General features: G+C 66.3%; 19 protein-coding genes and 1 pseudogene. 15 read left to right on the forward strand and 5 right to left on the reverse strand.

Translation table 11 applies throughout. The annotated features are described in order from the left end of the window. Window positions 1-33: 33 nt before the first annotated feature. From A5788_RS08265 to A5788_RS24555, 7 genes and pseudogenes are all read left to right on the forward strand, one after another. On the forward strand, window positions 34-1,263 hold the full coding sequence (locus tag A5788_RS08265) for an AAA family ATPase (protein ID WP_064870765.1): 1,230 nt from the start codon (window positions 34-36) through the stop codon (window positions 1,261-1,263). After that, on the forward strand, window positions 1,253-2,191 hold the full coding sequence (locus A5788_RS08270) for a DUF58 domain-containing protein (RefSeq protein ID WP_064870764.1): 939 nt from the start codon (window positions 1,253-1,255) through the stop codon (window positions 2,189-2,191). The genes A5788_RS08265 and A5788_RS08270 overlap by 11 nt, the downstream gene beginning before the upstream one ends. Window positions 2,192-2,199: 8 nt before the next feature. Continuing rightward, window positions 2,200-3,177 (forward strand): VWA domain-containing protein, encoded by a 978-nt coding sequence (locus A5788_RS08275; protein WP_064870852.1) that lies wholly within the window; start codon window positions 2,200-2,202, stop codon window positions 3,175-3,177. Between the two features lie 70 nt (window positions 3,178-3,247). Then, a complete protein-coding gene (gene fabG1 / locus A5788_RS08280; RefSeq protein ID WP_064870763.1) occupies window positions 3,248-3,985 on the forward strand; it encodes a 3-oxoacyl-ACP reductase FabG1 in 738 nt (245 codons plus the stop codon). Between the two features lie 82 nt (window positions 3,986-4,067). Next, window positions 4,068-4,904, forward strand: coding sequence for an NADH-dependent enoyl-ACP reductase InhA (gene inhA, locus A5788_RS08285; protein WP_005202835.1), 837 nt, complete (start codon window positions 4,068-4,070; stop codon window positions 4,902-4,904). Next, window positions 4,901-6,049, forward strand: coding sequence for a ferrochelatase (locus A5788_RS08290; protein WP_064870762.1), 1,149 nt, complete (start codon window positions 4,901-4,903; stop codon window positions 6,047-6,049). Before inhA ends, A5788_RS08290 begins: the two co-directional genes overlap by 4 nt. Window positions 6,050-6,205: 156 nt before the next feature. Then, window positions 6,206-6,421: pseudogene (locus A5788_RS24555) on the forward strand (SAM-dependent methyltransferase); the annotation flags it as partial. An 8-nt stretch (window positions 6,422-6,429) separates the two neighbouring features. On the opposite strand, the gene A5788_RS08300 reads toward A5788_RS24555, so the two are convergent. Continuing rightward, window positions 6,430-7,230: a hypothetical protein gene (locus tag A5788_RS08300; protein WP_064870760.1), complete on the reverse strand. Its 801-nt coding sequence runs from the start codon at window positions 7,228-7,230 to the stop codon at window positions 6,430-6,432. Between the two features lie 164 nt (window positions 7,231-7,394). Here A5788_RS08300 and A5788_RS08305 point away from each other — a divergent pair, with 164 nt between their 5' ends. The 3 genes from A5788_RS08305 (at window position 7,395) to A5788_RS08315 (ending at window position 9,943) form a co-directional block, all read left to right on the forward strand. Next, window positions 7,395-8,225, forward strand: coding sequence for a DUF3097 domain-containing protein (locus tag A5788_RS08305; protein WP_442902909.1), 831 nt, complete (start codon window positions 7,395-7,397; stop codon window positions 8,223-8,225). Between the two features lie 62 nt (window positions 8,226-8,287). Further along, window positions 8,288-8,716, forward strand: coding sequence for an NfeD family protein (locus tag A5788_RS08310; RefSeq protein ID WP_049697330.1), 429 nt, complete (start codon window positions 8,288-8,290; stop codon window positions 8,714-8,716). Beyond that, a complete protein-coding gene (locus A5788_RS08315) occupies window positions 8,717-9,943 on the forward strand; it encodes an SPFH domain-containing protein (RefSeq protein WP_064870759.1) in 1,227 nt (408 codons plus the stop codon). A gap of 8 nt (window positions 9,944-9,951) precedes the next feature. Here the strand turns inward: A5788_RS08315 and A5788_RS08320 are convergent, their stop codons facing one another. Continuing rightward, a complete protein-coding gene (locus tag A5788_RS08320; protein WP_064870758.1) occupies window positions 9,952-10,662 on the reverse strand; it encodes a TVP38/TMEM64 family protein in 711 nt (236 codons plus the stop codon). A gap of 127 nt (window positions 10,663-10,789) precedes the next feature. Here A5788_RS08320 and A5788_RS08325 point away from each other — a divergent pair, with 127 nt between their 5' ends. The 4 genes from A5788_RS08325 to A5788_RS08340 all read left to right on the forward strand — a co-directional run bounded on the left by A5788_RS08325 (window position 10,790) and on the right by A5788_RS08340 (window position 17,303). Beyond that, entirely contained in the window at window positions 10,790-12,733 is a 1,944-nt protein-coding gene (locus tag A5788_RS08325) for a methylmalonyl-CoA mutase family protein (protein ID WP_064870757.1), read from the forward strand. Further along, window positions 12,730-15,024: a methylmalonyl-CoA mutase gene (gene scpA, locus A5788_RS08330; protein ID WP_064870756.1), complete on the forward strand. Its 2,295-nt coding sequence runs from the start codon at window positions 12,730-12,732 to the stop codon at window positions 15,022-15,024. Before A5788_RS08325 ends, scpA begins: the two co-directional genes overlap by 4 nt. Continuing rightward, window positions 15,024-16,016 carry a methylmalonyl Co-A mutase-associated GTPase MeaB gene (meaB, locus tag A5788_RS08335; protein ID WP_049697335.1) on the forward strand — a complete coding sequence of 331 codons (993 nt, stop codon included), beginning with the start codon at window positions 15,024-15,026 and terminating at the stop codon, window positions 16,014-16,016. Before scpA ends, meaB begins: the two co-directional genes overlap by 1 nt. Window positions 16,017-16,109: 93 nt before the next feature. Next, window positions 16,110-17,303 carry a lipase family protein gene (locus A5788_RS08340; protein ID WP_064870755.1) on the forward strand — a complete coding sequence of 398 codons (1,194 nt, stop codon included), beginning with the start codon at window positions 16,110-16,112 and terminating at the stop codon, window positions 17,301-17,303. Window positions 17,304-17,412: 109 nt separating this feature from the next. Here A5788_RS08340 and A5788_RS08345 read toward each other — a convergent pair whose 3' ends face one another. Genes A5788_RS08345 through A5788_RS08355 form a run of 3 tightly spaced genes read right to left on the reverse strand, consistent with a single transcriptional unit; the run spans window position 17,413 to window position 19,869 of the window. Then, a complete protein-coding gene (locus tag A5788_RS08345; RefSeq protein WP_064870850.1) occupies window positions 17,413-18,384 on the reverse strand; it encodes an ABC transporter substrate-binding protein in 972 nt (323 codons plus the stop codon). A gap of 53 nt (window positions 18,385-18,437) precedes the next feature. Continuing rightward, window positions 18,438-19,196 carry an SDR family oxidoreductase gene (locus A5788_RS08350; protein ID WP_231894372.1) on the reverse strand — a complete coding sequence of 253 codons (759 nt, stop codon included), beginning with the start codon at window positions 19,194-19,196 and terminating at the stop codon, window positions 18,438-18,440. Continuing rightward, on the reverse strand, window positions 19,189-19,869 hold the full coding sequence (locus A5788_RS08355; RefSeq protein WP_064870754.1) for an isochorismatase family protein: 681 nt from the start codon (window positions 19,867-19,869) through the stop codon (window positions 19,189-19,191). Before A5788_RS08355 ends, A5788_RS08350 begins: the two co-directional genes overlap by 8 nt. A 23-nt stretch (window positions 19,870-19,892) precedes the next feature. Here A5788_RS08355 and A5788_RS08360 point away from each other — a divergent pair, with 23 nt between their 5' ends. Beyond that, window positions 19,893-21,470, forward strand: a complete 1,578-nt coding sequence (locus A5788_RS08360; RefSeq protein ID WP_064870753.1) for a (2,3-dihydroxybenzoyl)adenylate synthase — start codon at window positions 19,893-19,895, stop codon at window positions 21,468-21,470. Window positions 21,471-21,484: the final 14 nt, after the last annotated feature.

The following is a 21,484-nucleotide window of genomic DNA, read 5'->3' on the forward strand; positions in this document are numbered from 1 at the left end:
CGCCGGGATCCGGACGAACCTTAGGAGTAGGGGTTGACCTCTTCGCATCCGAACACTGAGCAGGCGCACGCCGCGTCGAACTCGGGCGGGGGAGCGGTGACGCTCAGCGACGACGACGTGAAGCTCGTGGAACGTGCGATCTATGAGGTCAAGCGTGTGATCGTCGGCCAGGATCAGCTCGTCGAGCGCATCCTCGTCGGACTGCTCGCTCGCGGGCACATCCTCCTCGAGGGTGTCCCCGGTGTGGCCAAGACGCTCGCGGTCGAGACGTTCGCCAAGGTCATCGGCGGCAGCTTCTCCCGCGTTCAGTTCACGCCAGACCTCGTGCCAACCGACCTGCTCGGAACGCGCATCTACCGCCAGGGCCGTGAGGAGTTCGACACCGAGCTGGGCCCGGTTGTCGCGAACTTCCTCCTCGCCGACGAAATCAACCGCGCACCGGCGAAGGTGCAGTCGGCTCTTCTCGAGGTAATGGCCGAGCGGCACGTCTCGATCGGCGGCACCACCTATCCGATGCCGAGCCCGTTCCTCGTCATGGCGACGCAGAACCCCATCGAGAACGAGGGTGTCTACCCGCTACCCGAGGCGCAGCGCGACCGCTTCCTGTTCAAGATCCTCGTCGACTACCCGTCGGTCGAGGAAGAGCGCGAGATCGTCTACCGGATGGGCAATGTGCCACCGAGCGCGGCGCAGATCCTCGATCCGGAGACGACGATCCGGCTGCAGGAGACCGCGGCCAATGTGTTCGTCCACCATGCTTTGGTCGACTACGTCGTCCGTGTCATCAACGCGACCCGACGTCCCGCCGAACTCGGTCTGCACGACGTCGATTCCTGGTTGTCCTACGGCGCCTCACCGCGCGCGACGCTCGGCATCGTTGCCGCTGCCCGCGCGCTGGCACTGGTCCGCGGCCGTGATTACGTGATCCCCGCCGACATCGTCGAGCTCATCCCCGACGTCCTGCGTCACCGTCTGGTGCTGAGCTACGACGCTCTCGCCGACGAGGTCACAGCCGACCAGATCATCAACCGCATCCTGCAGACCATCGGATTGCCGCAGGTGGGTACACAGCCCGTGCAGCAGCAGTCGCCGCCTATGCAGGCGATGCCGGGTCAGCCCGGCGTCGGACCACAGGCCCCGGGCGTGAACGGCGCACCCGGTCAGAACCCGCAGCAGCCGCAACAGGTACAGCCGGTGAACGGGGCGCAGGGCCGCTACCCGGCGGGGCCGGCCAACCAGACGTCAGCGCGGTATGGCGGCTAACAGCACACTGCCGTCGCTCGAATCAGGCCTGCTCGACGAACCGCAGCTCTCGGCAGCGCTGAAGTCACTCGAACTGACGGTGCGCCGCAAGCTCGACGGCGTGCTGCAGGGCGAACACCAGGGACTGATTCCGGGACCGGGTTCCGAACCGGGAGAGGCACGGCCGTACCAGCCCGGCGACGATATCCGCCGGATGGAGTGGTCGGTCACTGCCCGTACGACCCAACCCCATGTCCGACAGATGATCGCCGACCGCGAGCTCGAGACCTGGCTCGTCGTCGACGCGTCAGCGAGCCTCGACTTCGGCACCGTCGCCCACACCAAACGCGAGCTCGCGGTGGCCGCGTCGTCAGCCATCGTGCATCTCACCTCCGGTGGTGGCAATCGCCACGGCGCGGTGGTGTGCACCGGTGACAAGGTCGTCCGCGTACCCGCCCACGCCGGGCGTGCCCACGACCTGAGTCTGCTGAAGACGATCGCCACCACCCGTCGCGCGGAACCCGGCGTGCGGGGCGATCTCAAGGCAGGACTCGAAGCGCTGCGCCGACCGCAGCGGCGTCGCGGACTGGCGGTCGTGATCAGCGACTTCCTGGGTCCGATCGACTGGGAGCGCTCGCTGCGCGCGATCGGCGCCCATCACGAACTCCTGGCGATCGAGGTTCTCGATCCACGCGATCTGGAATTGCCACCCATCGGCGACGTCACACTCGCCGACGCCGAGTCGGGTGAGATCAGGCAGGTCACGATCACCGAGTCGTTGCGTCGCGACTTCGCCGACGCAGCCAGAGCCCACCAGCAGAAGGTGCATCGGACCATCCGTGGCTGTGGCGGGCCCGTGTTGTCGCTGCGCACCGACCGGGACTGGATCAACGACATGGTGAAGTTCGTGGGGCGTCGTCGCCGCGGACTCGCCGCCGGGGTTGGGTGAGGACGACAGTGTTCTCGCACCCATGGTGGTTGCTCGCGCTCGTCCTCGTCGCCGCTCTCGGCGCAGGCTATTGGTACATGCTCCGGATGCGGCGCCAGCGGGCATTGCAGTTCGCCAACACCGAGATGCTCGACCGCATAGTGCCCGCAGAGCCGCGGTGGAAGCGTTGGCTGCGCCACGCACCCATGGTCGCGCTGCTCTTGGCGTTGGTGCTGCTCGTGGTCGCAGTCGCCGGACCCCAGGCCAACCGCAAGATCCCGCGGAACAAGGCGACGGTGATCCTGGTGATGGACGTGTCGCGCTCGATGAACGCCACCGACGTCGCACCGTCGAGAATCAAGGCGGCACAGTCGGCGGCGAAACAGTTCGCCGACAACCTCACCGACGGCATCAACCTCGGACTGATCTCGTTCGCCGGTACGGCGTCGACGTTGGTCACCCCGACGCCCAACCACGACGCCACCAAGCAGGCGGTCGACAAGTTGCAGCTCGCCGACAAGACGGCGACCGGTGAGGGAATCTTCGCCGCTCTGCAGCAGATCCAGACGCTCAACGCGGTGCTCGGCGGAGACGAGGGCGCACCACCCGCGCGCATCGTGCTGCTCTCCGACGGTAAAGAGACCGTGCCAGACGACCCGGACGACCCGCGCGGAGCCTTCACCGCCGCCCACAAGGCGAAAGAGGAGAAGATCCCGGTGTCCACGATCTCGTTCGGTACCTCGACAGGAACCGTCGATCTCGAGGGCGATCAGGTTCCGGTTCCGGTCGACGACGAGTCGCTGCGCAAGATCGCCAACCTCAGCGGCGGCCGGTTCTTCACGGCGTCGAGTCTCGATGAGCTGAACAAGGTCTACAGCACCCTGCAGGAGGAGATCGGCTACGAGTACCGCAAGGGCGACGATTCGTGGCCATGGCTGCTCGCCGGCACGATTTTCGTCATCCTCGCCGCGGGCGGTGCGATGCTCATCAACCAGCGATTACCCTGATCGTCGGCGATCATCACCGCATCGACCCTGCCGACGTCACACGCACTCGCAACCGATAGGTTTGTAACCCATGTCGCAGAGCAATGAATCTCCCAGCCGTGTCTCGCGTTCGGTTCTCGTGACCGGAGGCAACCGCGGCATCGGTCTCGCGGTCGCTCGCCGGCTCTCCGCGGACGGTCACAAGGTCGCCGTCACCCACCGCGGCTCCGGCGCCCCCGAGGGCCTGTTCGGCGTGACGTGCGATGTCACCGACACCGCATCCGTCGACGCCGCGTTCAAAGAGGTCGCCGAGCACCAGGGGCCGGTCGAGGTGGTCGTGTCGAACGCGGGTATCACCGCAGACACCCTTCTGATGCGGATGAGCGTCGAAAGCTTCGAAGACGTCGTCGACGCCAACCTGACGGGCGCATTCCGTGTCACCAAGGCCGCGACACGCGACATGCTGCGCAAGCGGTGGGGTCGGTTCATCTACCTCGGTTCGGTCGTCGCGCTGATGGGCACCCCGGGGCAGGCCAACTACGCGGCGTCGAAGGCCGGATTGGTTGGCCTCGCCCGCTCGGTCACCCGCGAGCTCGGCGGACGCAACATCACCGCGAATGTCGTCGCACCCGGCCTCATCGACACCGACATGACCCGGTCGCTGCCCGAGGAGTACACCAAGACGGCCGTCGACCAGGCGATCCCGGCCAAGCGCATGGGGCAGCCGGAAGAAGTGGCCGCAGTGGTCAGCTTCCTCGCGTCCGACGACTCGGCCTACGTCACCGGCAACGTGATCAACGTCGACGGCGGCCTTGGCATGGGCCACTAGACCCCCTCAGCCGCACACCCCCCAGCCTCACACGCACAGACACCATCCACAGACACGCCTACCCGCAGAGGAGCCCAGCACTGTGAGCGGAATCCTGGACGGAAAGACCGTCCTCATCACCGGCATCATCACCGACGCGTCAATCGCGTTCAGCACGGCCAAGGTCGCGCAGGAGCAGGGCGCGAAGGTGATCATCACCGGCATCCCCGAGCGACTGCGACTGATCGACCGCATCGCCAAGCGCCTCCCGCAGGAGGTGCCGCCCGCTATTCCGCTCGATGTCACCGACGAACAGAGCCTCGGCGAGCTCGCCGACAAGGTGCGCGAACTCGCACCCGAGGGGGTCGACGGCCTCGTCCACTCGATCGCGTTCGCACCGAAGACGCTGATGGGTCCCGACGCCGTGCCCTTCCTCGACGGTCCTGGTCCCGACGTCGCGAAGTCGTTCGAGATCTCGGCGTGGAGCTACGCCTCGCTGGCTCGCGCGGCGCTGCCCGTGATGAACGAGGGCGGTTCGATCGTCGGCATGGACTTCGACCCGCGGACCGCGCTGCCGGACTACAACTGGATGGGCGTTGCGAAGGCCGCCCTCGAGTCGGTCAACCGCTACGTGGCACGCGAGGTCGGCTACGCGAAGAAGATCCGTTCCAACCTCGTCGCCGCCGGCCCTATCAAAACGCTTGCAGCCAAGGCGATTTCGGGTACAGCCACCGACGACGCCAAGAAGCTCACCATGCTCAACACCTACTGGGACGGCGCGTCGCCCATCGGTTGGGACGTCAACGATCCGGTAGTGGTCGGTAAGAGTGTGTGCACCCTGCTCAGCGATTGGCTGCCCGGCACAACGGGCTCGATCGTGTACGTCGACGGCGGAGCCAGCCACAACACCTGGTTCCCGGAGAACTTCCTCAGCGAGTGACTTCGCAGAGCTCGAGCACACAGAACAGCACGGCATTCGACGCCGTGCTGTTCCTCTCGTTCGGCGGACCCAACGGGCCCGACGAGGTGATGCCATTCCTCGAGAACGTCACGCGCGGTCGAGGCATCCCGCGTGAGCGACTGGAGGCCGTCGCCGAGCACTACTACCACTTCGGTGGGGTGTCGCCGATCAATCGACTCAACCTGGACATGATCGAGTCGTTGCGTGCCGAACTCGCGCGACGGCGACGCGACCTTCCGGTCTACTTCGGCAACCGCAACTGGGAGCCGATGGTTGAGGACACCGTCGAGCAGATGTACGCCGACGGTCATCGGCGGGTGCTCGTGTTCCCGACCTCCGCCTGGGGCGGTTACTCGGGATGCCGTCAGTATCACGAGGACATCGCCCGCGCCCTCGACGCTCTCGCCGCCCGCGTCCCCGCTTCGGCTGACGACCCGTTGCTGCTTCGCAAGCTCCCGCAGTACTGGGCCGAGCCGTCTTTCGTCGACGCCGGCGCCGACGCGGTACGTCGCGCGGTGGCTTCGCTGCCCGCTTCGGACACGCCCACTCATCTCGTCTTCACCGCGCACTCCGTACCGATGTCGGCCGACGCGGCGTCCGGGCCCGTCGACGACACCGCCGAGCGCACCGGCGACACCACGAATGGTGAAGGCATCGCAGCCGGTGGCGGTCGGCTCTACTCACGGCAGGTGCGCGCGGCGTCGAACGCCGTCGCCGAGGCACTCGCGGGTGCAGCGCAGTCCGATGTCGACCAGGTCTGGCAGTCGAGGTCTGGCCCGCCACAGATCCCGTGGCTCGAGCCCGACATTTGCGACCACCTCGAATCACTCTCTGCGGCAGGCGTTTCCAGAGTGGTGGTGAGTCCCGTCGGATTCATCTCCGATCACCTCGAGGTGGTGTGGGACCTCGACAACGAGGCCGCGGAAGTCGCCGAGAAACTCGGGATGGAGTACGCGCGTGCCGACAGCGTGGGAACCGATCCGCGTTTCATCACGATGATCGCCGACCTCATCGACCGCTACGCCGACGGCGGGGGTGACCTGCGGGCACTCGGGTGCGCCGACAACGGTGCGACGTGCCGCCCGAACTGCTGCGTCCCGGTGCGCCGACCCCAGCGGGCCTAGCAGTGGGGTCGGGGTCGGAGGTAGACGACGATGCGGTCGCGACGTCGTTCACCGACCTCGTGGCCGACGGCGCGGCCGCCGACGTGTCGGGTTGGGATTTCTCGTGGTTGGACGGACGCGCAACCGAGGAACGCCCACCGTGGGGTTACGCGCGTGCTCGAGGTCTTCGATCTTCGCACCGCCCGACTCCGCATCGAGATCTTCGACGTCGCCGCGGTGATCTATCTCCTGAGAAAGATTGTGTGGTGGGTCCCCGGATTCACGGTGGACGGATATCGGGGCCGGCTTCGCGAACTACACGAGCAGATCCAGCGGGAGGGGCCGTTCGTCGCCCACTCCACACGTCACCTCATCGAGGCACGCCGACGCTGACGACGGCTTTACGGGATCGTCGGTACGTACTCGGAGATGACCCGATTGACCGCGGCGCCGCGTGCGGCGCGGGCAAGCGAGACCAGGCGTCGTAATTCGCCGTCGCCGGAATGCAATTCGTTCGACGTCGCGCCGAAGGTGACGTCACCTCGACCGGCGACGGTCACGATTGCCTCGATCTGAGCGGCGGTATCGATCACTCTGCTCGCACGGGTGTCGTCGTGGGGCGGGAGGTCGACCTGATTGCGCAGCGTGAGCGCGCGGACGGAGCCGCGCAGGTCGGCGGGAGGATTACCTGCGCGCGAGCCGACCCGGGTCGCCAGGGCCGCTGCCTCCGAGACCGATTGCCGCAGTTGATATTCCACTTCTCCGACGGGTGCCGATGGGTCCGCGGGCAGCGGGGCGGAGTAGCGGTACACAGACCACCGGCATACGTCGGCATCGAGGTCGGGGACGAGCGCGAGGGGACCTGCGCGCTTTCCGATCTCATCGTCGACAAGCAGGACTTCGCCGGCTGCGAAGCACGCAGACGTGGCAGGTCCGGGGGGCAGACCGTGTGGGTCGCCTGCTGACGGCAGACGCACCGACATCGCCGTGGCACCGCGTAGGAGCGAGAGGAGTCCGAGAACGCCGTCGTCGCCGACGCGCGGGTGGTCGGTGCGGTCGTCGACCGCGTGGTGATCGGCGAAGATCGCGAGTGTGTCGGCCACGTCGTCGGGTGAGCATCGGCCCGCCAGCCACGCCGCGGCCCAGCCGCCGAGCGCGCACGCTGGCCACGCTCGCGTCACGGTGTGGTCGGTACTGGTCACGAGGAATCACGATACCGATGGCGGCTCACGCGCGCTGCGCGCATCGACTCACGCGCGCCGCGCGCACCGACCTCACGCGCGCATCGACATCGACACCGACACGTCATGGAGGTGCCCGGCGTGGCGACACGCAGCGCGTCGGGTCTGCCCTTAGCGTGTCCGGAGTGAGCGACGATCGATATGGACGAGACGTGCTGGCGACGCCGCGCCGGGCCAAGCCGAGGCCTCCAGAGGTGGCGGCCGAACGTGACCTGGTTGTCGAGGACGCCGCGACCGGCTTCTGTGGTGCCGTCATCGGCTTGGAGAAGAGCTACTCCGGCGACCTGGTGCGACTCGAGGATCGTCACGGACGATCGCGCGTGTTCCTGATGCTGCCGGGGGCGTTTCTCATCGACGGGAAGCCGGTGACGCTCGTGCGTCCGCGGACCCGCGGTCCGCAGGCCGCGTCGCGCACCGCATCCGGATCGCGGGCGCTACCGCAACAACGTGCACGGCAAGCCAGAGCGAGTCGATTGTTTGTCGAGGGTGTGCACGACGCCACCCTCATCGAGCGTGTGTGGGGCGCCGACCTCCGTGCGGAAGGCGTCGTCGTGGAGAGTCTCGACGGACTCGACAATCTCGAATCCGCGTTGGCGGAGTTCGGTCCGGCACCGCATCGCCGCGTCGGCGTTCTGGTCGATCATCTCGTCGCGGGATCCAAGGAGGAGCGACTGACCGCGGACGTCGGCGAGAACGTTCTGGTGTGCGGGCATCCCTATATCGACGTCTGGCAGGCGGTGAAGCCGTCATCGGTGCGGATCACGAAGTGGCCTGATGTTCCGCGTGGTGAGGACTGGAAGACCGGTATCTGTGCACGACTTCGATGGGGCACACCGCAGGACGGCTGGCGTCGAGTTCTGGCCGGAGTCAACGACTTTCGTGATCTCGAGGTTCCGCTGTTGCGGTCGGTCGAAGAGCTGATCGACTTCGTGACGCTCACGCCCGGCGACGACTGACCAGGCGGCACAGTTTCTGCTCGTCGTCTGGTTTGTCGGATTCGTTCTGGCACAATGAATATATGAGCGCACTGATCTGGCTTGCCGCCGCGATCGTGCTGCTGATCGGAGAGATCTTCAGTGGCGATCTCGTCCTTCTCATGCTCGCAGGTGGTGCGTTTGCCACCGCGGGTGTCGACGTCGCGTTCGATCCACCGATATGGGTCGACGGAGTCGTCTTCGCCGTGGTGTCCATCCTGCTGGTCGCCGTCGTGCGGCCGGTTGCCAAGCGCCACATGTTGAGTCGACCGCGCGTGCTCACCAACACCGAGGCGTTGGAGGGCAAGCAGGGAATCGTGACCGAGCAGATCGACGGCAATGACGGTCGGGTGAAGATCGGCGGCGAGATCTGGTCGGCGCGGTCGATGGACCCGGCCGAGACCATCGAGCCGGGTGAACATGTGACGATCGTGCAGATCGACGGCGCGACCGCTGTCGTCTGGAAGGGATGAATGGCAATGGAATACATCGGCCTGGCCGTGGTGATCCTGCTGGTGCTCCTCGTTGTGGTGGTCCTGGCGAAATCGGTAGCACTGATTCCGCAGGCCGAGGCCGCGGTGATCGAACGGCTCGGTCGCTACACGCGAACCGTCTCCGGTCAGTTGACGCTCCTGCTGCCGTTCATCGATCGCATTCGCGCACGGGTCGACATCCGTGAACGTGTCGTGTCGTTTCCGCCGCAGCCGGTGATCACCGAGGACAACCTGACCCTGTCGATCGACACGGTCGTGTACTTCCAGGTGACCAACCCGCGGTCGGCGGTTTACGAGATCGACGACTACATCGCGGGTGTCGAGCAGCTCACCATCACCACGTTGCGCAACGTCGTCGGTGGCATGACTCTCGAGGAGACGCTGACCTCTCGTGACTCGATCAACGGGCAGCTGCGTGGTGTCCTCGACGAGGCGACCGGCAGGTGGGGCTTGCGAGTGGCTCGCGTCGAACTGAAGTCGATCATGCCGCCTCCGTCGATCCAGGAGTCGATGGAGAAGCAGATGAAGGCCGACCGGGAGAAGCGCGCGACGATCCTCGCCGCCGAGGGCCAGCGTGAGTCGGCGATCAAGACGGCCGAAGGTAACAAGCAGAGCCAGATCCTCGCGGCGGAGGGCGCCAAGCAGGCTGCGATTCTCGGCGCGGAGGCCGACCGGCAGTCACGCATTCTGCGCGCCCAGGGCGATCGCGCGGCGGTCTACCTGCAGGCGCAAGGCGAGGCCAAGGCCATCGAGAAGACATTTGCCGCGGTGAAGTCGAGCAAGCCGACGCCCGAGGTTCTCGCCTACCAGTACCTGCAGCAGATCCCGGAGATGGCCAAGGGTGAGGCGAACAAGGTCTGGGTGCTCCCCACCGATTTCGGCTCGGCGCTGCAGGGATTCGCGAGGTCGTTCGCTCAGCAGGGTGATGACGGCGTGTTCCGGTACGAGCCCAACCACGACGAATCGGCCCCGGAGGTCGACGACGCCGAGACCGAGGACTGGTTCTCTCTCGCATCAGATCCCAAGGTCGCGCAGGCGGTAGCAGAGGCCGAGGCCGTTGCGCGCAAGCCCGTCGCCCCCGAGGTGACTGCGCGTCCCGTGCGGTCGTCGCTGCCGTACGCCGAGCCCCAACCTGCCGCGAACGATTTGGCCGACACCGCGTCTCCCGCTACGACGGCCGACGATGAGGCGCTGCGAACCGAGTGAGGCCGCGCTTACGCAGTGGTCGACTGCTCGCGTACCGGTAGTCGGACGTCGACGATCAGTCCGATGACCCCGACGGCGAAGAAGGTCGCGCTCAAGAGCATGAGCAGAGGATTGCGCTCGCCGGTGAGGGCATTACCGAGCAGGACCACCGCGACGGTGCCCGGCGCAGACGCGATGACCGACGCGGTCAGGTAGGGGAGTAGCCGCACGGACGAGAGCCCGGCGCACCAGTTCAACAACCAGAACGGACAGATCGGGATCAATCGCAGCGATCCGATCGCCAGCCAGCCGCGTGCAGCAAGCCTCGCGTCGATCGTCATGACAACCGGGCGGCTCAGGAATGGCGTGACCCGATCGCGCCCTGCCCACCGCGCAAGCAGAAATCCGAGCGTCGCGGCAACCGCTGTCGAGATCAGTGCGCCGATGAGTCCGACGACGGGCCCGAACAGCACGCCCGCGGACACCGTGAACACGGTGCGGGGGATGGGAAATACGGTGACGAGCGCGTACGCGAGGAAGAAGACCCAGACGAACCCCGGTCCGAGGTCCTCGCCCCAACTACGGACGCTCGCGACCGTCGGCACGGGGACCAGGTACGACGTGACCAGCACAGCGCACACCGCGATGAACGCGATGACCGCGTTGCGGACCAGACGTCTGCGTGCCGCACGGTCCCCGACATCCTGTGTAGGCGTCGGGGACACGGTCTCTGAGGGCACCGGGTAACTCTACTCGTCGTCCCTTGTGGCGAACTGCTTCCATGGAGCGCTTACCCGACCGAGCGAACGATCGGCTAAGGTTCGGTTACGCGCCCAACAGGAGCATCACGGAGGTTAGCCAGACCACATGAATGATCAGCCTGTGCAGTCAGACCCGGCACTCGACGAGGCCTACCAACACTGGTCGGAGTCGGCGGCTGCGGTGCTCGCCAAGTCGCGACGTGTCGACGTCGCCGACCTTCCCGATACTCCGGAAGCCCTGCTGTCGACCTCGACAGCCGACGGCCTCACGGTGCGGCCGCTCTACACCCGCAAGGACGAAACCCCCGAGCCCGGACTGCCCGGGGCGTTTCCCTTCGTTCGAGGTGCAGATCCCGCGCGCGATGTGACGGCCGGTTGGCGAGTCACCGAACGATTCGGCGACGACCCGACGGTCGACGCAGCGGCGGTCAACACCGAGATCCTCGAGGCGATGAACAACGGCACCAGCGGCCTGTGGATCGCGGTCGGCGGGGCTGTGGCAGCCGATGACCTCGCCACGGTGCTCGACGGCGTCTATCTCGATCTCGCGCCGGTGACGCTCGACGCCGGGGCCGACGGAATCGCGGCGGCCGAGGCATTCGCTGCGATCCGTGCGGGCGCGCCGGAGCCGCCGGTGACCACCGCACCCACGGTCGGCACCACGCATTCGCTGGGACTCTCGCCGTTGACTGCGGCGTACAGCGGCCGACCGACCGTGGACGCGGCGCAGGCCACGGCGCTGGCAGTCTCGAATCCCGACCCCGCCCTGCGTGCGTTCCGCGTCGACGGTGCCGACTTTGCCACCGCAGGCGCCGACAACGGCCTCGAGATCGCGCTCATCGTCGGAGCGGCCCTCACACATCTGCGTGACCTCACCGACGCCGGATTGACCCCGGCGCAGGCGTTGACCCAGGTGTCGTTCGGTGTGTCGGTAGACGACGACCAGTTCGCATCCATCGCTAAACTGCGTGCGCTGCGTAAGATCTGGGCGCGCGTGGCCGGTGTCGTCGGCGCGCCGGAGGTCGGTGGTGCGCTCACCCACGCGGTGACAGCACTCTCGATGTACTCCCAGCGGGATCCCTGGGTGAACATGCTGCGCAGCACGGTTGCGGCATTCGGCGCGGGTGTCGGTGGCGCCGACCAGGTGAGCGTCCTGCCCTACGATGCCGCGCTGCCTGCATCGAAGCGTACGTCGGGGTCGACGTTCACCCGACGTATCGCCCGCAACACCCAACTGTTGCTTCTCGAGGAATCGAACGTCGGCCGCGTCCTCGACCCGGCGGGCGGCTCGTGGTTTGTCGAAAGCCTCACCGACGACCTCGCATCCAACGCGTGGGCGGTCTTCACCGACATCGAAGCGGCCGGTGGCTACCGCGCCGCACTCTCGTCGGACTGGGTCGCCGACCGTATCGGCGAATCCCTGGCACGACGCGACGTTGAGGTGGCGCACCGGCGTAAGCCGGTCACCGGCGTGAGCGAATTCCCCAACCTCGACGAGAAGCCGCTCGGCCCCGACACCGCAGACGCAACCGCCCTCGCGACCGGCGGTCCGCGGCTCGCACGGGTGGGACGTGCATTCGAGGAATTGCGCGACCGATCCGACGCCGCGCTCGCCGACACCGGACGTCGTCCGACGGTGCTGCTGCTGCCGCTAGGGAGCGTCGCAGAACACAACGGTCGTACCACTTTCGTGGCGAACCTCCTTGCCGCAGGCGGTATCGCGGTCATCAACCCCGGACCGGTGACCGCCGACGACATCGCCGACCTCGCAACGGCGGCCGACACCCCGATCGCGGTCATCTGTGGAACCAAGCAGCGCTATGCCGACGACGGGCCTGCCGCACTTGCGGCGGCACGCGCGGCCGGAATCGGCAATGTGCTTCTCGCCGGCCCTGAAAAGGAGTGGCCTGCAACCGAATCCGAAGCGCAGGCGAAGCCCGACGGGTCGCTCCGTGTCGGTATCGACGCCGTCGCCACCCTGAACGATCTCTTTGACACGCTGACCACATCGACCCCGGCCGGGTCGAACACCTCGGGAGCCTCGGCATGACCGAAACACAGCAGACGGGTACGCAGCAGACGGGAACCATCGGTAGCTTCGCCGACGTCGATCTCGACGGCGCAGGCGATTTCGCGGCCACCGCGGGGTCGTCGGATGTCGCCGACGCGATCGACACGCTCGCAGCGGCAAATGGCTACACGACGGAGCAGGTCATCTGGAGCACACCCGAACAGATCGACGTCAAGCCCATCTACACCCGGGCCGACCGCGACGCCGTCACCCGCGACGCCGAGCACCCCTATCCGCTCGACTCCATCCCCGGCGCCGCCCCCTTCATCCGGGGTCCATACCCCACGATGTACGTGAACCAGCCGTGGACGATTCGTCAGTACGCGGGCTTTTCGACGGCCGCGGAGTCGAACGCCTTCTACCGACGCAACCTGGCGGCCGGGCAGAAGGGTTTGTCGGTCGCCTTCGACCTCGCAACCCACCGCGGCTACGACTCCGACCACCCGCGCGTCGCAGGTGACGTGGGTATGGCGGGCGTCGCGATCGACTCGATCCTCGACATGCGTCAGCTCTTCGACGGCATCGACCTGGGCGCAGTCTCGGTGTCGATGACGATGAACGGCGCCGTGCTGCCCATCCTGGCGTTGTATGTCGTTGCCGCCGAAGAGCAGGGTGTGCCGCCGGAGAAGTTGGCCGGGACCATCCAGAACGACATCCTCAAAGAGTTCATGGTCCGCAACACCTACATCTATCCGCCCAAGCCCTCCATGCGGATCATCTCCGACATCTTCGCCTACACCAGCGCGAAGATGCCGAAGTTCAACTCGATATCGATCTCCGGCTATCACATCCAGGAGGCCGGAGCGACAGCCGATCTCGAACTCGCCTACACGCTTGCCGACGGCGTCGAGTACATCCGCGCAGGCATCGAGGCCGGCCTCGACATCGACAAGTTCGCGCCCCGACTCTCGTTCTTCTGGGGCATCGGCATGAACTTCTTCATGGAGGTCGCCAAGCTTCGCGCCGCACGGCTGCTGTGGAGTGAGCTGGTGGCGCAGTTCAGCCCCAAAAACCCGAAATCGCTGTCGCTGCGCACACACTCGCAGACCTCCGGATGGTCGCTGACGGCGCAGGACGTCTTCAACAACGTGGCACGCACCTGCGTCGAGGCAATGGCTGCGACGCAGGGCCACACGCAGTCGTTGCACACCAACGCGCTCGACGAGGCCATCGCTCTGCCGACCGACTTCTCGGCCAGGATCGCCCGCAACACGCAGCTACTGCTCCAACAGGAGTCGGGCACCACGCGTCCCATCGATCCGTGGGCGGGGTCGAATTACGTCGAGTGGCTCACCGCGCAACTCGCCGACAAGGCTCGTCGCCACATCGCGGAGGTGGAGGAGACCGGCGGCATGACGCAGGCCATCAACGAGGGTCTGCCGAAACTCCGCATCGAGGAGGCCGCCGCCCGCACACAGGCGCGCATCGACTCCGGGCAGCAACCACTGATCGGCGTGAACAAGTACCGAGTCGACGACGACGAGGAGATCGAGGTCCTCAAGGTCGAGAACTCCAAGGTGCGGGCCGAGCAACTCGAGAAGCTGAAAAGGCTTCGGACACAACGCGATCAGGCCGCGGTCGATGCTGCACTTGCCGATCTCACCCGCGCCGCCGCGTCGACCGACACCTCGGGTGGTCTGGACAACAACCTGATGGCTCTCGCGATCGAGGCGGCACGTCATCAGGCGACCGTCGGCGAGATCTCGGCCGCCCTGGAAAAGGTCTATGGTCGCCATCAGGCGCAGATCAAGACCATCAGCGGGGTGTACCGGCATGAGGCAGGCGACGTGAGCAACATCGACGCGGCGACCGACATCGTTCGACGTTTCGCGGAGGCGGAGGGTCGACGACCCCGCGTGCTCGTCGCGAAAATGGGTCAGGACGGCCATGATCGCGGACAGAAGGTGATCGCGACCGCCTTCGCCGACCTCGGCTTCGACGTCGACGTCGGCCCCCTGTTCGCCACGCCGGAAGAGGTCGCCGCGCAGGCTGCCGACAACGACGTCCACGTCGTCGGGGTGTCATCGTTGGCGGCGGGTCACCTCACCCTGGTACCTGCGCTCCGTCAGGCGTTGGCCGACGTCGGTCGCGAGGACATCATGATCGTCGTCGGCGGCGTCATCCCGCCGGGCGATTTCGATGAGCTCTACGAGGCAGGTGCGGCCGCCATCTTCCCGCCCGGCAGCGTGATCGCCGATTCCGCCGTCGAGTTGATCTCCAAGCTCGCAAGCAGCCTCGACATCGAGTTGCCAGAGGTGGCTGCCGGTTAATGGGAGTGCAACGTCGGGTTGATGTTCAGGCGCTGACCGACGGTGTGCTCGGTGATCGTCGCGCCGATCTCGCGAGGGCGATCACCTTGGTCGAGTCAACGCGACCGGATCACCGTGCGGCGGCACAGGAGTTGCTGTTGGCGCTCACCCCGCATGCCGGGAAGTCGTTTCGCGTGGGGATCACCGGTGTGCCCGGCGTCGGCAAGTCGACGACGATCGAAGCGCTCGGCATGCACCTCATCGAGCAGGGCCACCGCGTCGCGGTTCTGGCAGTCGACCCGTCGTCGACGCGCACGGGTGGTTCGATACTCGGCGACAAGACACGCATGGGCACGCTCGCCGTGCACCCCGACGCCTACATCCGCCCGTCTCCGACGTCGGGCACACTCGGTGGCGTCGCGAAGGCAACCCGCGAGAGCATCGTGCTCGTCGAGGCCGCCGGATTCGACGTCGTGCTCGTCGAGACGGTCGGCGTCGGTCAGTCGGAGGTGACCGTCGCCAACATGGTCGATACCTTCACGTTCCTCACCCTCGCGCGGACAGGCGATTCGCTGCAGGGCATCAAGAAGGGCGTGCTCGAACTCGCCGACGTCATCGTGGTGAACAAGGCCGACGGCTCGCATCTGACCGAGGCCAAAGGGGCTGCGCGCGAACTGAAGAACGCGCTCAAGCTGATCTATCCGCACGACGCGCTGTGGGTGCCACCCGTCCTGACGATGAGCGCACTCGAGAACACCGGCGTCGACGACTTCTGGCAGGCCGTCGAGCGCCATCATTCCGTGCTGGTCGACGCGGGCGAGTTCGACGCGAGGCGCAGCCGCCAGCAGATCGACTGGACGTGGACGATGGTGCGCGACGAGTTGCTCAATCGCCTGGCGGCCAGCCCGGAGGTCGCCGGGATCCGCAGTGACGTCGAAGCGCGTGTCGGATCCGGCGACCTGACGCCCGCCCTGGCTGCGCAGGAAATCCTCGCCTCCTTCGATCGTCGGTGACCGAAGGGCCATCGACGGCGAGACCCAGATGACCTGCTACGTTGCTTAGGGTCGCCTAATGTCGGGCGCCGTGTCTGTAAGGAAGGCGGTCTCATGCGTTCTCTGGCCAGGATCCCGCGGCGTCGTTTCGCCGCGATGCTTGGGTCGGTGGTATCCGTACTCGTCGCGGTGGTGATCGGGTTGGTGCCCACGCTCACCGCAACCCCCGCTGCTGCAGCGCCTGCCACCGCGGGCACGGTGCTCAGCGCCGAGGACATCACCGACAGGCCGGACGCGAAGGTCGCAGGTGCGGGCAAAGTTGTTGCCGTGACCTACCTTTCGCCGCAGAGTGACGGCACGCTCGTGCCCGTGCGTGCCACGATCATGATTCCCGCGGTCGCCGCACCGAAGGATGGCTATCGCGTCCTGGCCTACGGTCACGGCACCGCGGGCCTCGGCGACGACTGCACCGTCACCGACCGCATGGGGCATCAGGGGCGCTACGACTCCTGGCTTGGTCCGTGGCTCAAGAAGGGCTATGTCATCGCGGCGACCGAGTACGCGGGTATCGGCGGCCCCGGTGTGCACGCCTACCTCGACGGCGACATCGCAGGCAAGAACATCCTCGATTCCGTTCGCGCGGCGCGCGTCGTGACCCCACAGTTCACCGGAGTGCAGACCTCGAAGGGCTTTGTGTCCACGGGTGGTTCGCAGGGTGGACACGCCGCGTTGTGGGCGGGTCATCTCACGCCGTCGTACGCTCCCGAGTTGACCAATGTCGGTGTCGCCGCGACCTCACCGCCCGTCGACATCGCCGACTACTTCTCGGCGATCCGACCGGGCGTTCCGCCGGTCGAGGTGCCCGACTACGTCACCTACTTCTCGTACGTGCTCGCGGGACTCAAGGTCGCGCGACCCGATGTGGACGTCGATTCCTACCTGACCCCGCAGGGGCGCAAGGTCGTGAAAGACGCGCAGACGCTGTGCTACCCGAATCAGGGTCGCGCGACAAAGGGGATGACCGTCGGGCAACTCGTTGCGAAGCCGTTCAACGAGGGTCCGCTGATCCCGGCTTTGCGCTCGGTGACGTACGTCCCCGAAAAGGGTTATCCAGCACCGATTCTGCTCCAGCAGGGCGCACTCGATCCGGTGGCATTCGCGCCGCTGACACAGCGGTGGGTTGACCGCGCGAAGGCGAACGGCGTCAATGTCGATCTGCGGACCTACCAGGCCGGCCACGGCGTCGGTGTCTACGCGGAAACGAACGCGCTGGCATGGTCCGAAGGGCTCCGCTGGCCGACGGCCTGATCGCAGCGCGTCAGCGCTACAACGATCTACAAAGACTGCGTCCCGCTCACCGAGGAATCGGTGAGCGGGACGCAGTCTTTGTGGTGGGTTTCTCTCCCCGGCGCAGGCCTCAGAACTTGGCGGCCACGGGATCGAGGGTGTTGATCACGAATCCGACCGACGGTGCGCTGGGCACGCTGAATGCGGGCTGCGTCTTGTCGTCGAGGAACACCACGGTGCCCTTCTGGACCGCGGGCAGCGACGACCAACCCGGAACACGCTCTGCGACAGCGGGATCGCCGCCCGGGGTGTAGACAACGAGCAGATCCAAGTCGAGCAGGTCGATTCGCTCGGCAGAGATGAGCGAGCGCGTCGAACCCTCCTTGTGCTCCGCTGCGACCTTCGGGTTCAGGGTGAAACCGAGCTGGGCGATCAGACCTGCGGCGGCATCGTCGGTGGTGTTGATCGCACCGACCTGGCCGGTCGGACCGACCTGTGCGAAGGTGAACGTCTTGCCGACGGCCGCGGGGTACTTCGCCTTGAAGTCGGAGATCTTCTTGTTCGTCGAGTCGACGAGTTCGGTTGCCTGCTGCTGCTTGCCGAAGATCTGCCCGGTGGTGGTGGCGATCTTCTCCCACGTATCGACCGTCGCGCCCTTGGTCAGGACGGGGATCGTCGGTGCGATCTCAGCCAGCTTGTCGTAGCGGCTCTTGTCGCCGACATAGCCTGCCAGGATCAGATCCGGTTGGTACTTGGCGATCTCGCCGACGCTGACCTGCGAGATGTCTGCAACCTGGATCACCTCGGAGTCGTGCTTGGGCGTCCACTCGAAGCTCGGGGTGCCCTGCGGAACGAACTCAGCGGTGATCGGGATATCCAGCGCCGCAAGGGTGTCGGTCCAGTCGGTGATCAGGCTGACCACCTTGGTCGGCTTCTTGTCGATCGTGGTGCTGCCGAACTCGTGGTCGATCGTCACGGGGGCGAACGATTCCGATGACGACGACGATGCGTCGTCCTCCGAGGACGAGCATGCGGCCAGGAAACCGATGAGTCCTGCTGTCAGCAGAACCGCGAGTGCCCGCGTCGCGCGCGTTTTCTTCACTTCAATCCAATCGTCTGTGTCGGGTATGTCAGTTTCGGACGGTACATCGCACATCACATGTCCAACGTCGCACCTCCGTCGACGCGAAGGTCGTGCATGGTGATGTGGCGTGCGGCGTTCGACGCGAGGAATACCACCGTCGATGCAACATCTTCGGGACTTGCTATGCGTCCCAACGGTATTCCGAGTCGATAGGCATCTGGTTCTCCGGCGAGTACCCGGTCGCGGTCAGCGTCGTCGGTCCACATTCCCCGCAGCATCGGCGTGTCGGTGGAACCGGGGGAGACGATGTTGACGCGGACACCGTACGGCGCGACCCGAAGTCCGAGACTGCGTGCGTACGACGTCGCGGCGGCTTTGGATGCGCCGTACGCGGCCAGGCCCGATCGCGGGGTGGCTCCCGCGTTGCTCGAGACGACCACGACGGATCCGCTCCGTCGCGCGGTGAGGTCGTCGAGTGAGACGTCGAGCAGATTGCGCACCCCACCCGCGTTCACGGCCATGCAGGTATCCCAGTCGTCGGACATCACTCCGGCGGCCGAGATGACGATATCGACGGGGCCCGTCTGCGTCGCCGCCCTCCACGCTTCACCGACCGCCTGCCGATCCGTCACATCGACACGACGGATACCGCTGTCGTGCACCAGATCCCACGCGTCGACGGAGGATCCGTGTGCGCGCAGCAACGCGGTGACGGCTGCCCCGATACCCCCCGCGGCGCCGGTGACAACCGCACGTGTTCCCGCGAGCGACCCAGGTTGAAGCAACACAGGATCAGGCAGGGCAGGATCAGGCAGCGCAGAATCAGGCATGGCTGCGCGCCCCGCGCGCGGGGGTGTCCGATTCTGACGTTGCGCCTTTACGCAGTGCGTCGACAACGTCGTCGGTGGTGAGGACCCGTCCCGCACGCTTTCCGACGTACTCGCACGCCATCGTGTGCTCGTCGCGCGTGAAGTCGGCGACGGCGTCGGCAACGAAGAACGGTTCGACGTCCATCATGAACGCCTCGGTTGCGCTGATCATGCACCCCATGTGGGCGTACACGCCGATCACGATGAGCTGATCACGCCCGTGCCGTGCCAACAGGTGTCTCAGATCGGTGCGCTGAAATCCCGAGTACCGCCACTTGGTGACGGTGATGTCGCCCTGGCGAGGAGCCAGTGCGGGAATGATGTGCTCGTCACGGCCGGAATCGAGTCCACGGCCCCAGAAGTCGGCCAGGATTCCTCGTCGTGAGGGATGCTGATCGCCGGGCTGTGCCGTGTAGACGACGGGTATGCCTGCGGCGGTGGCTGCCGCACGAATGGCGACCATGTTCGGGAGCGCGGTCGCCATCGGTTCGGCCTGCGTATCGTAGGCGTCGATGAAGTAGTTCTGCATGTCGTGGATCAGCAGTGCGGCGCGCGAGGGTTCCAACTTCCAGTCGACGCGCTGCGGGAACGGTCCGTCGGGAATCTGGTACGGGGTGATCGTCGGGATAGCCACGCCATTAGGGTAGCCTCACCTTTATGCTCGTGTCTCCATGGCCCCCGGAACTGGAAGCGAAATATCGAGCCGACGGACTGTGGGTGGGGGAGACGTTCGACGACGTCCTGCGCTCTCGGGCCGACGACCCGGCGTCCGCCGACCATACCGCTGTCGTCGACATCCACCGCGGGCTCACCTACGCGGAGTTGAACGATCGCGTCAGCCGGATCGCGGCCGGCTTCGTCGAACTCGGGATTGCGCCAGATGATCGTGTGCTGGTGCAGATCCCGAACCGGGTCTGCTACGTCGAAGCCGTCTTCGCGCTGTTCCGACTCCGCGCGATCCCGGTGTTCACGCTTCCCGCTCATCGTGCAGGCGAACTCGTCGGTATCGCGCGCGCTGCCGGTGCCACCGCGATCATCTCGCCACGCGAGGACGCGGGATTCGACTATCGCGGACTCGCCGACACCATTGCGGCGCAGGTTGATTCGGTGACCCGGTGGATCGACGCCGACGACCTCGACGCGTTGTTGGCGCAACCGCTCGAGCACGACCGCGCGAACCCCGCCGAGCTCGCCTTCCTGCAGTTGTCGGGTGGAAGTACGGGCATCCCCAAGCTCATTCCGCGCACACACGACGACTACCTCTACAGCGTGCGTCGCAGTAATGAACTCTGCGGCGTCACCGCCGACACGGTCTATCTCGCGACGCTGCCCGTCGCACACAACTTCCCGATGAGTTCGCCAGGCATTCTCGGCGCGATGTGTGCCGGTGGGACGATCGCCCTCACCGCGTCGCCCGCGCCGTCCGTCGCATGGGAGATGGTGGCGCGCGAGGGCGTGACGATGACCGGCCTCGTGCCGCCCCTTGCGCGGCTGTGGACCGAAACCGCCGAGGCCGGAACATCTTTCGACCTCTCGTCTCTCGACGTCATTCAGGTCGGAGGTGCGCGCTGCCCGGACGAACTCGCACGCCGCATCGGCCCGGCACTCGGGGTGCGCCTGCAGCAGGTGTTCGGTATGGCCGAGGGCCTGGTCTGCTACACGCGACTCGACGATCCGATCGACGTGATCACCACGACGCAGGGCCGTCCGATGTCGGCAGACGACCAGGTCAGGCTCGTCGACGAGGACGGCGTCGACGTCGGTGCCGGACCTGGCTTCCTGGAGACACAGGGGCCGTACACGATTCGATCGTATTGGCAGGACGCGAGTCCGTCGTCGTTCGCGATCGACGGGTGGTACCGCACGGGCGATGTCGTCGAGCTGACAGCAGAGGGCAACGTCGTGGTGCGGGGTCGTGGCGGTGATCGTGTCAATCGCGGTGGCGAGAAGGTGTCCGCCGAGCAACTCGAAGAACAGTTGCTGACACACCCTGCGGTGCGCGACGCCATCGTGGTGGCGGTAGCCGACCCCTATCTCGGTGAGCGCACCTGCGCCTACCTGATCGCCGACGACGCCGACAATCCGCCGAACCTCGCGGGTATCCGACGCTTTGTCCGCGAAAACGGCCTCGCCGAGTGGAAGCTCCCCGACATCGTCAAGATCATCGATGAATTCCCCGAGACCGGCGTCGGCAAGGTGAGCCGCAAGAAGCTTCGCGAGATCCTCGCGGGCTGACCCTTCCGACCCTT

It is taken from the genome of Gordonia sp. 852002-50816_SCH5313054-c (assembly GCF_001665925.1).
Lineage (GTDB): Bacteria > Actinomycetota > Actinomycetes > Mycobacteriales > Mycobacteriaceae > Gordonia > Gordonia jacobaea.

Bases quoted from the DNA above. Each gene is read 5' to 3' on its own strand.
- A5788_RS08350 (WP_231894372.1), bottom strand. From the start codon at position 19,196: ATGCCTGATTCTGCGCTGCCTGATCCTGCCCTGCCTGATCCTGTGTTG.
- A5788_RS08315 (WP_064870759.1), top strand. From the start codon at position 8,717: ATGGCAATGGAATACATCGGCCTGGCCGTGGTGATCCTGCTGGTGCTC.
- fabG1 (WP_064870763.1), top strand. From the start codon at position 3,248: ATGTCGCAGAGCAATGAATCTCCCAGCCGTGTCTCGCGTTCGGTTCTC.
- A5788_RS08270 (WP_064870764.1), top strand. From the start codon at position 1,253: ATGGCGGCTAACAGCACACTGCCGTCGCTCGAATCAGGCCTGCTCGAC.
- A5788_RS08325 (WP_064870757.1), top strand. From the start codon at position 10,790: ATGAATGATCAGCCTGTGCAGTCAGACCCGGCACTCGACGAGGCCTAC.
- meaB (WP_049697335.1), top strand. From the start codon at position 15,024: ATGGGAGTGCAACGTCGGGTTGATGTTCAGGCGCTGACCGACGGTGTG.
- scpA (WP_064870756.1), top strand. From the start codon at position 12,730: ATGACCGAAACACAGCAGACGGGTACGCAGCAGACGGGAACCATCGGT.
- A5788_RS08310 (WP_049697330.1), top strand. From the start codon at position 8,288: ATGAGCGCACTGATCTGGCTTGCCGCCGCGATCGTGCTGCTGATCGGA.
- A5788_RS08360 (WP_064870753.1), top strand. From the start codon at position 19,893: ATGCTCGTGTCTCCATGGCCCCCGGAACTGGAAGCGAAATATCGAGCC.
- A5788_RS08340 (WP_064870755.1), top strand. From the start codon at position 16,110: ATGCGTTCTCTGGCCAGGATCCCGCGGCGTCGTTTCGCCGCGATGCTT.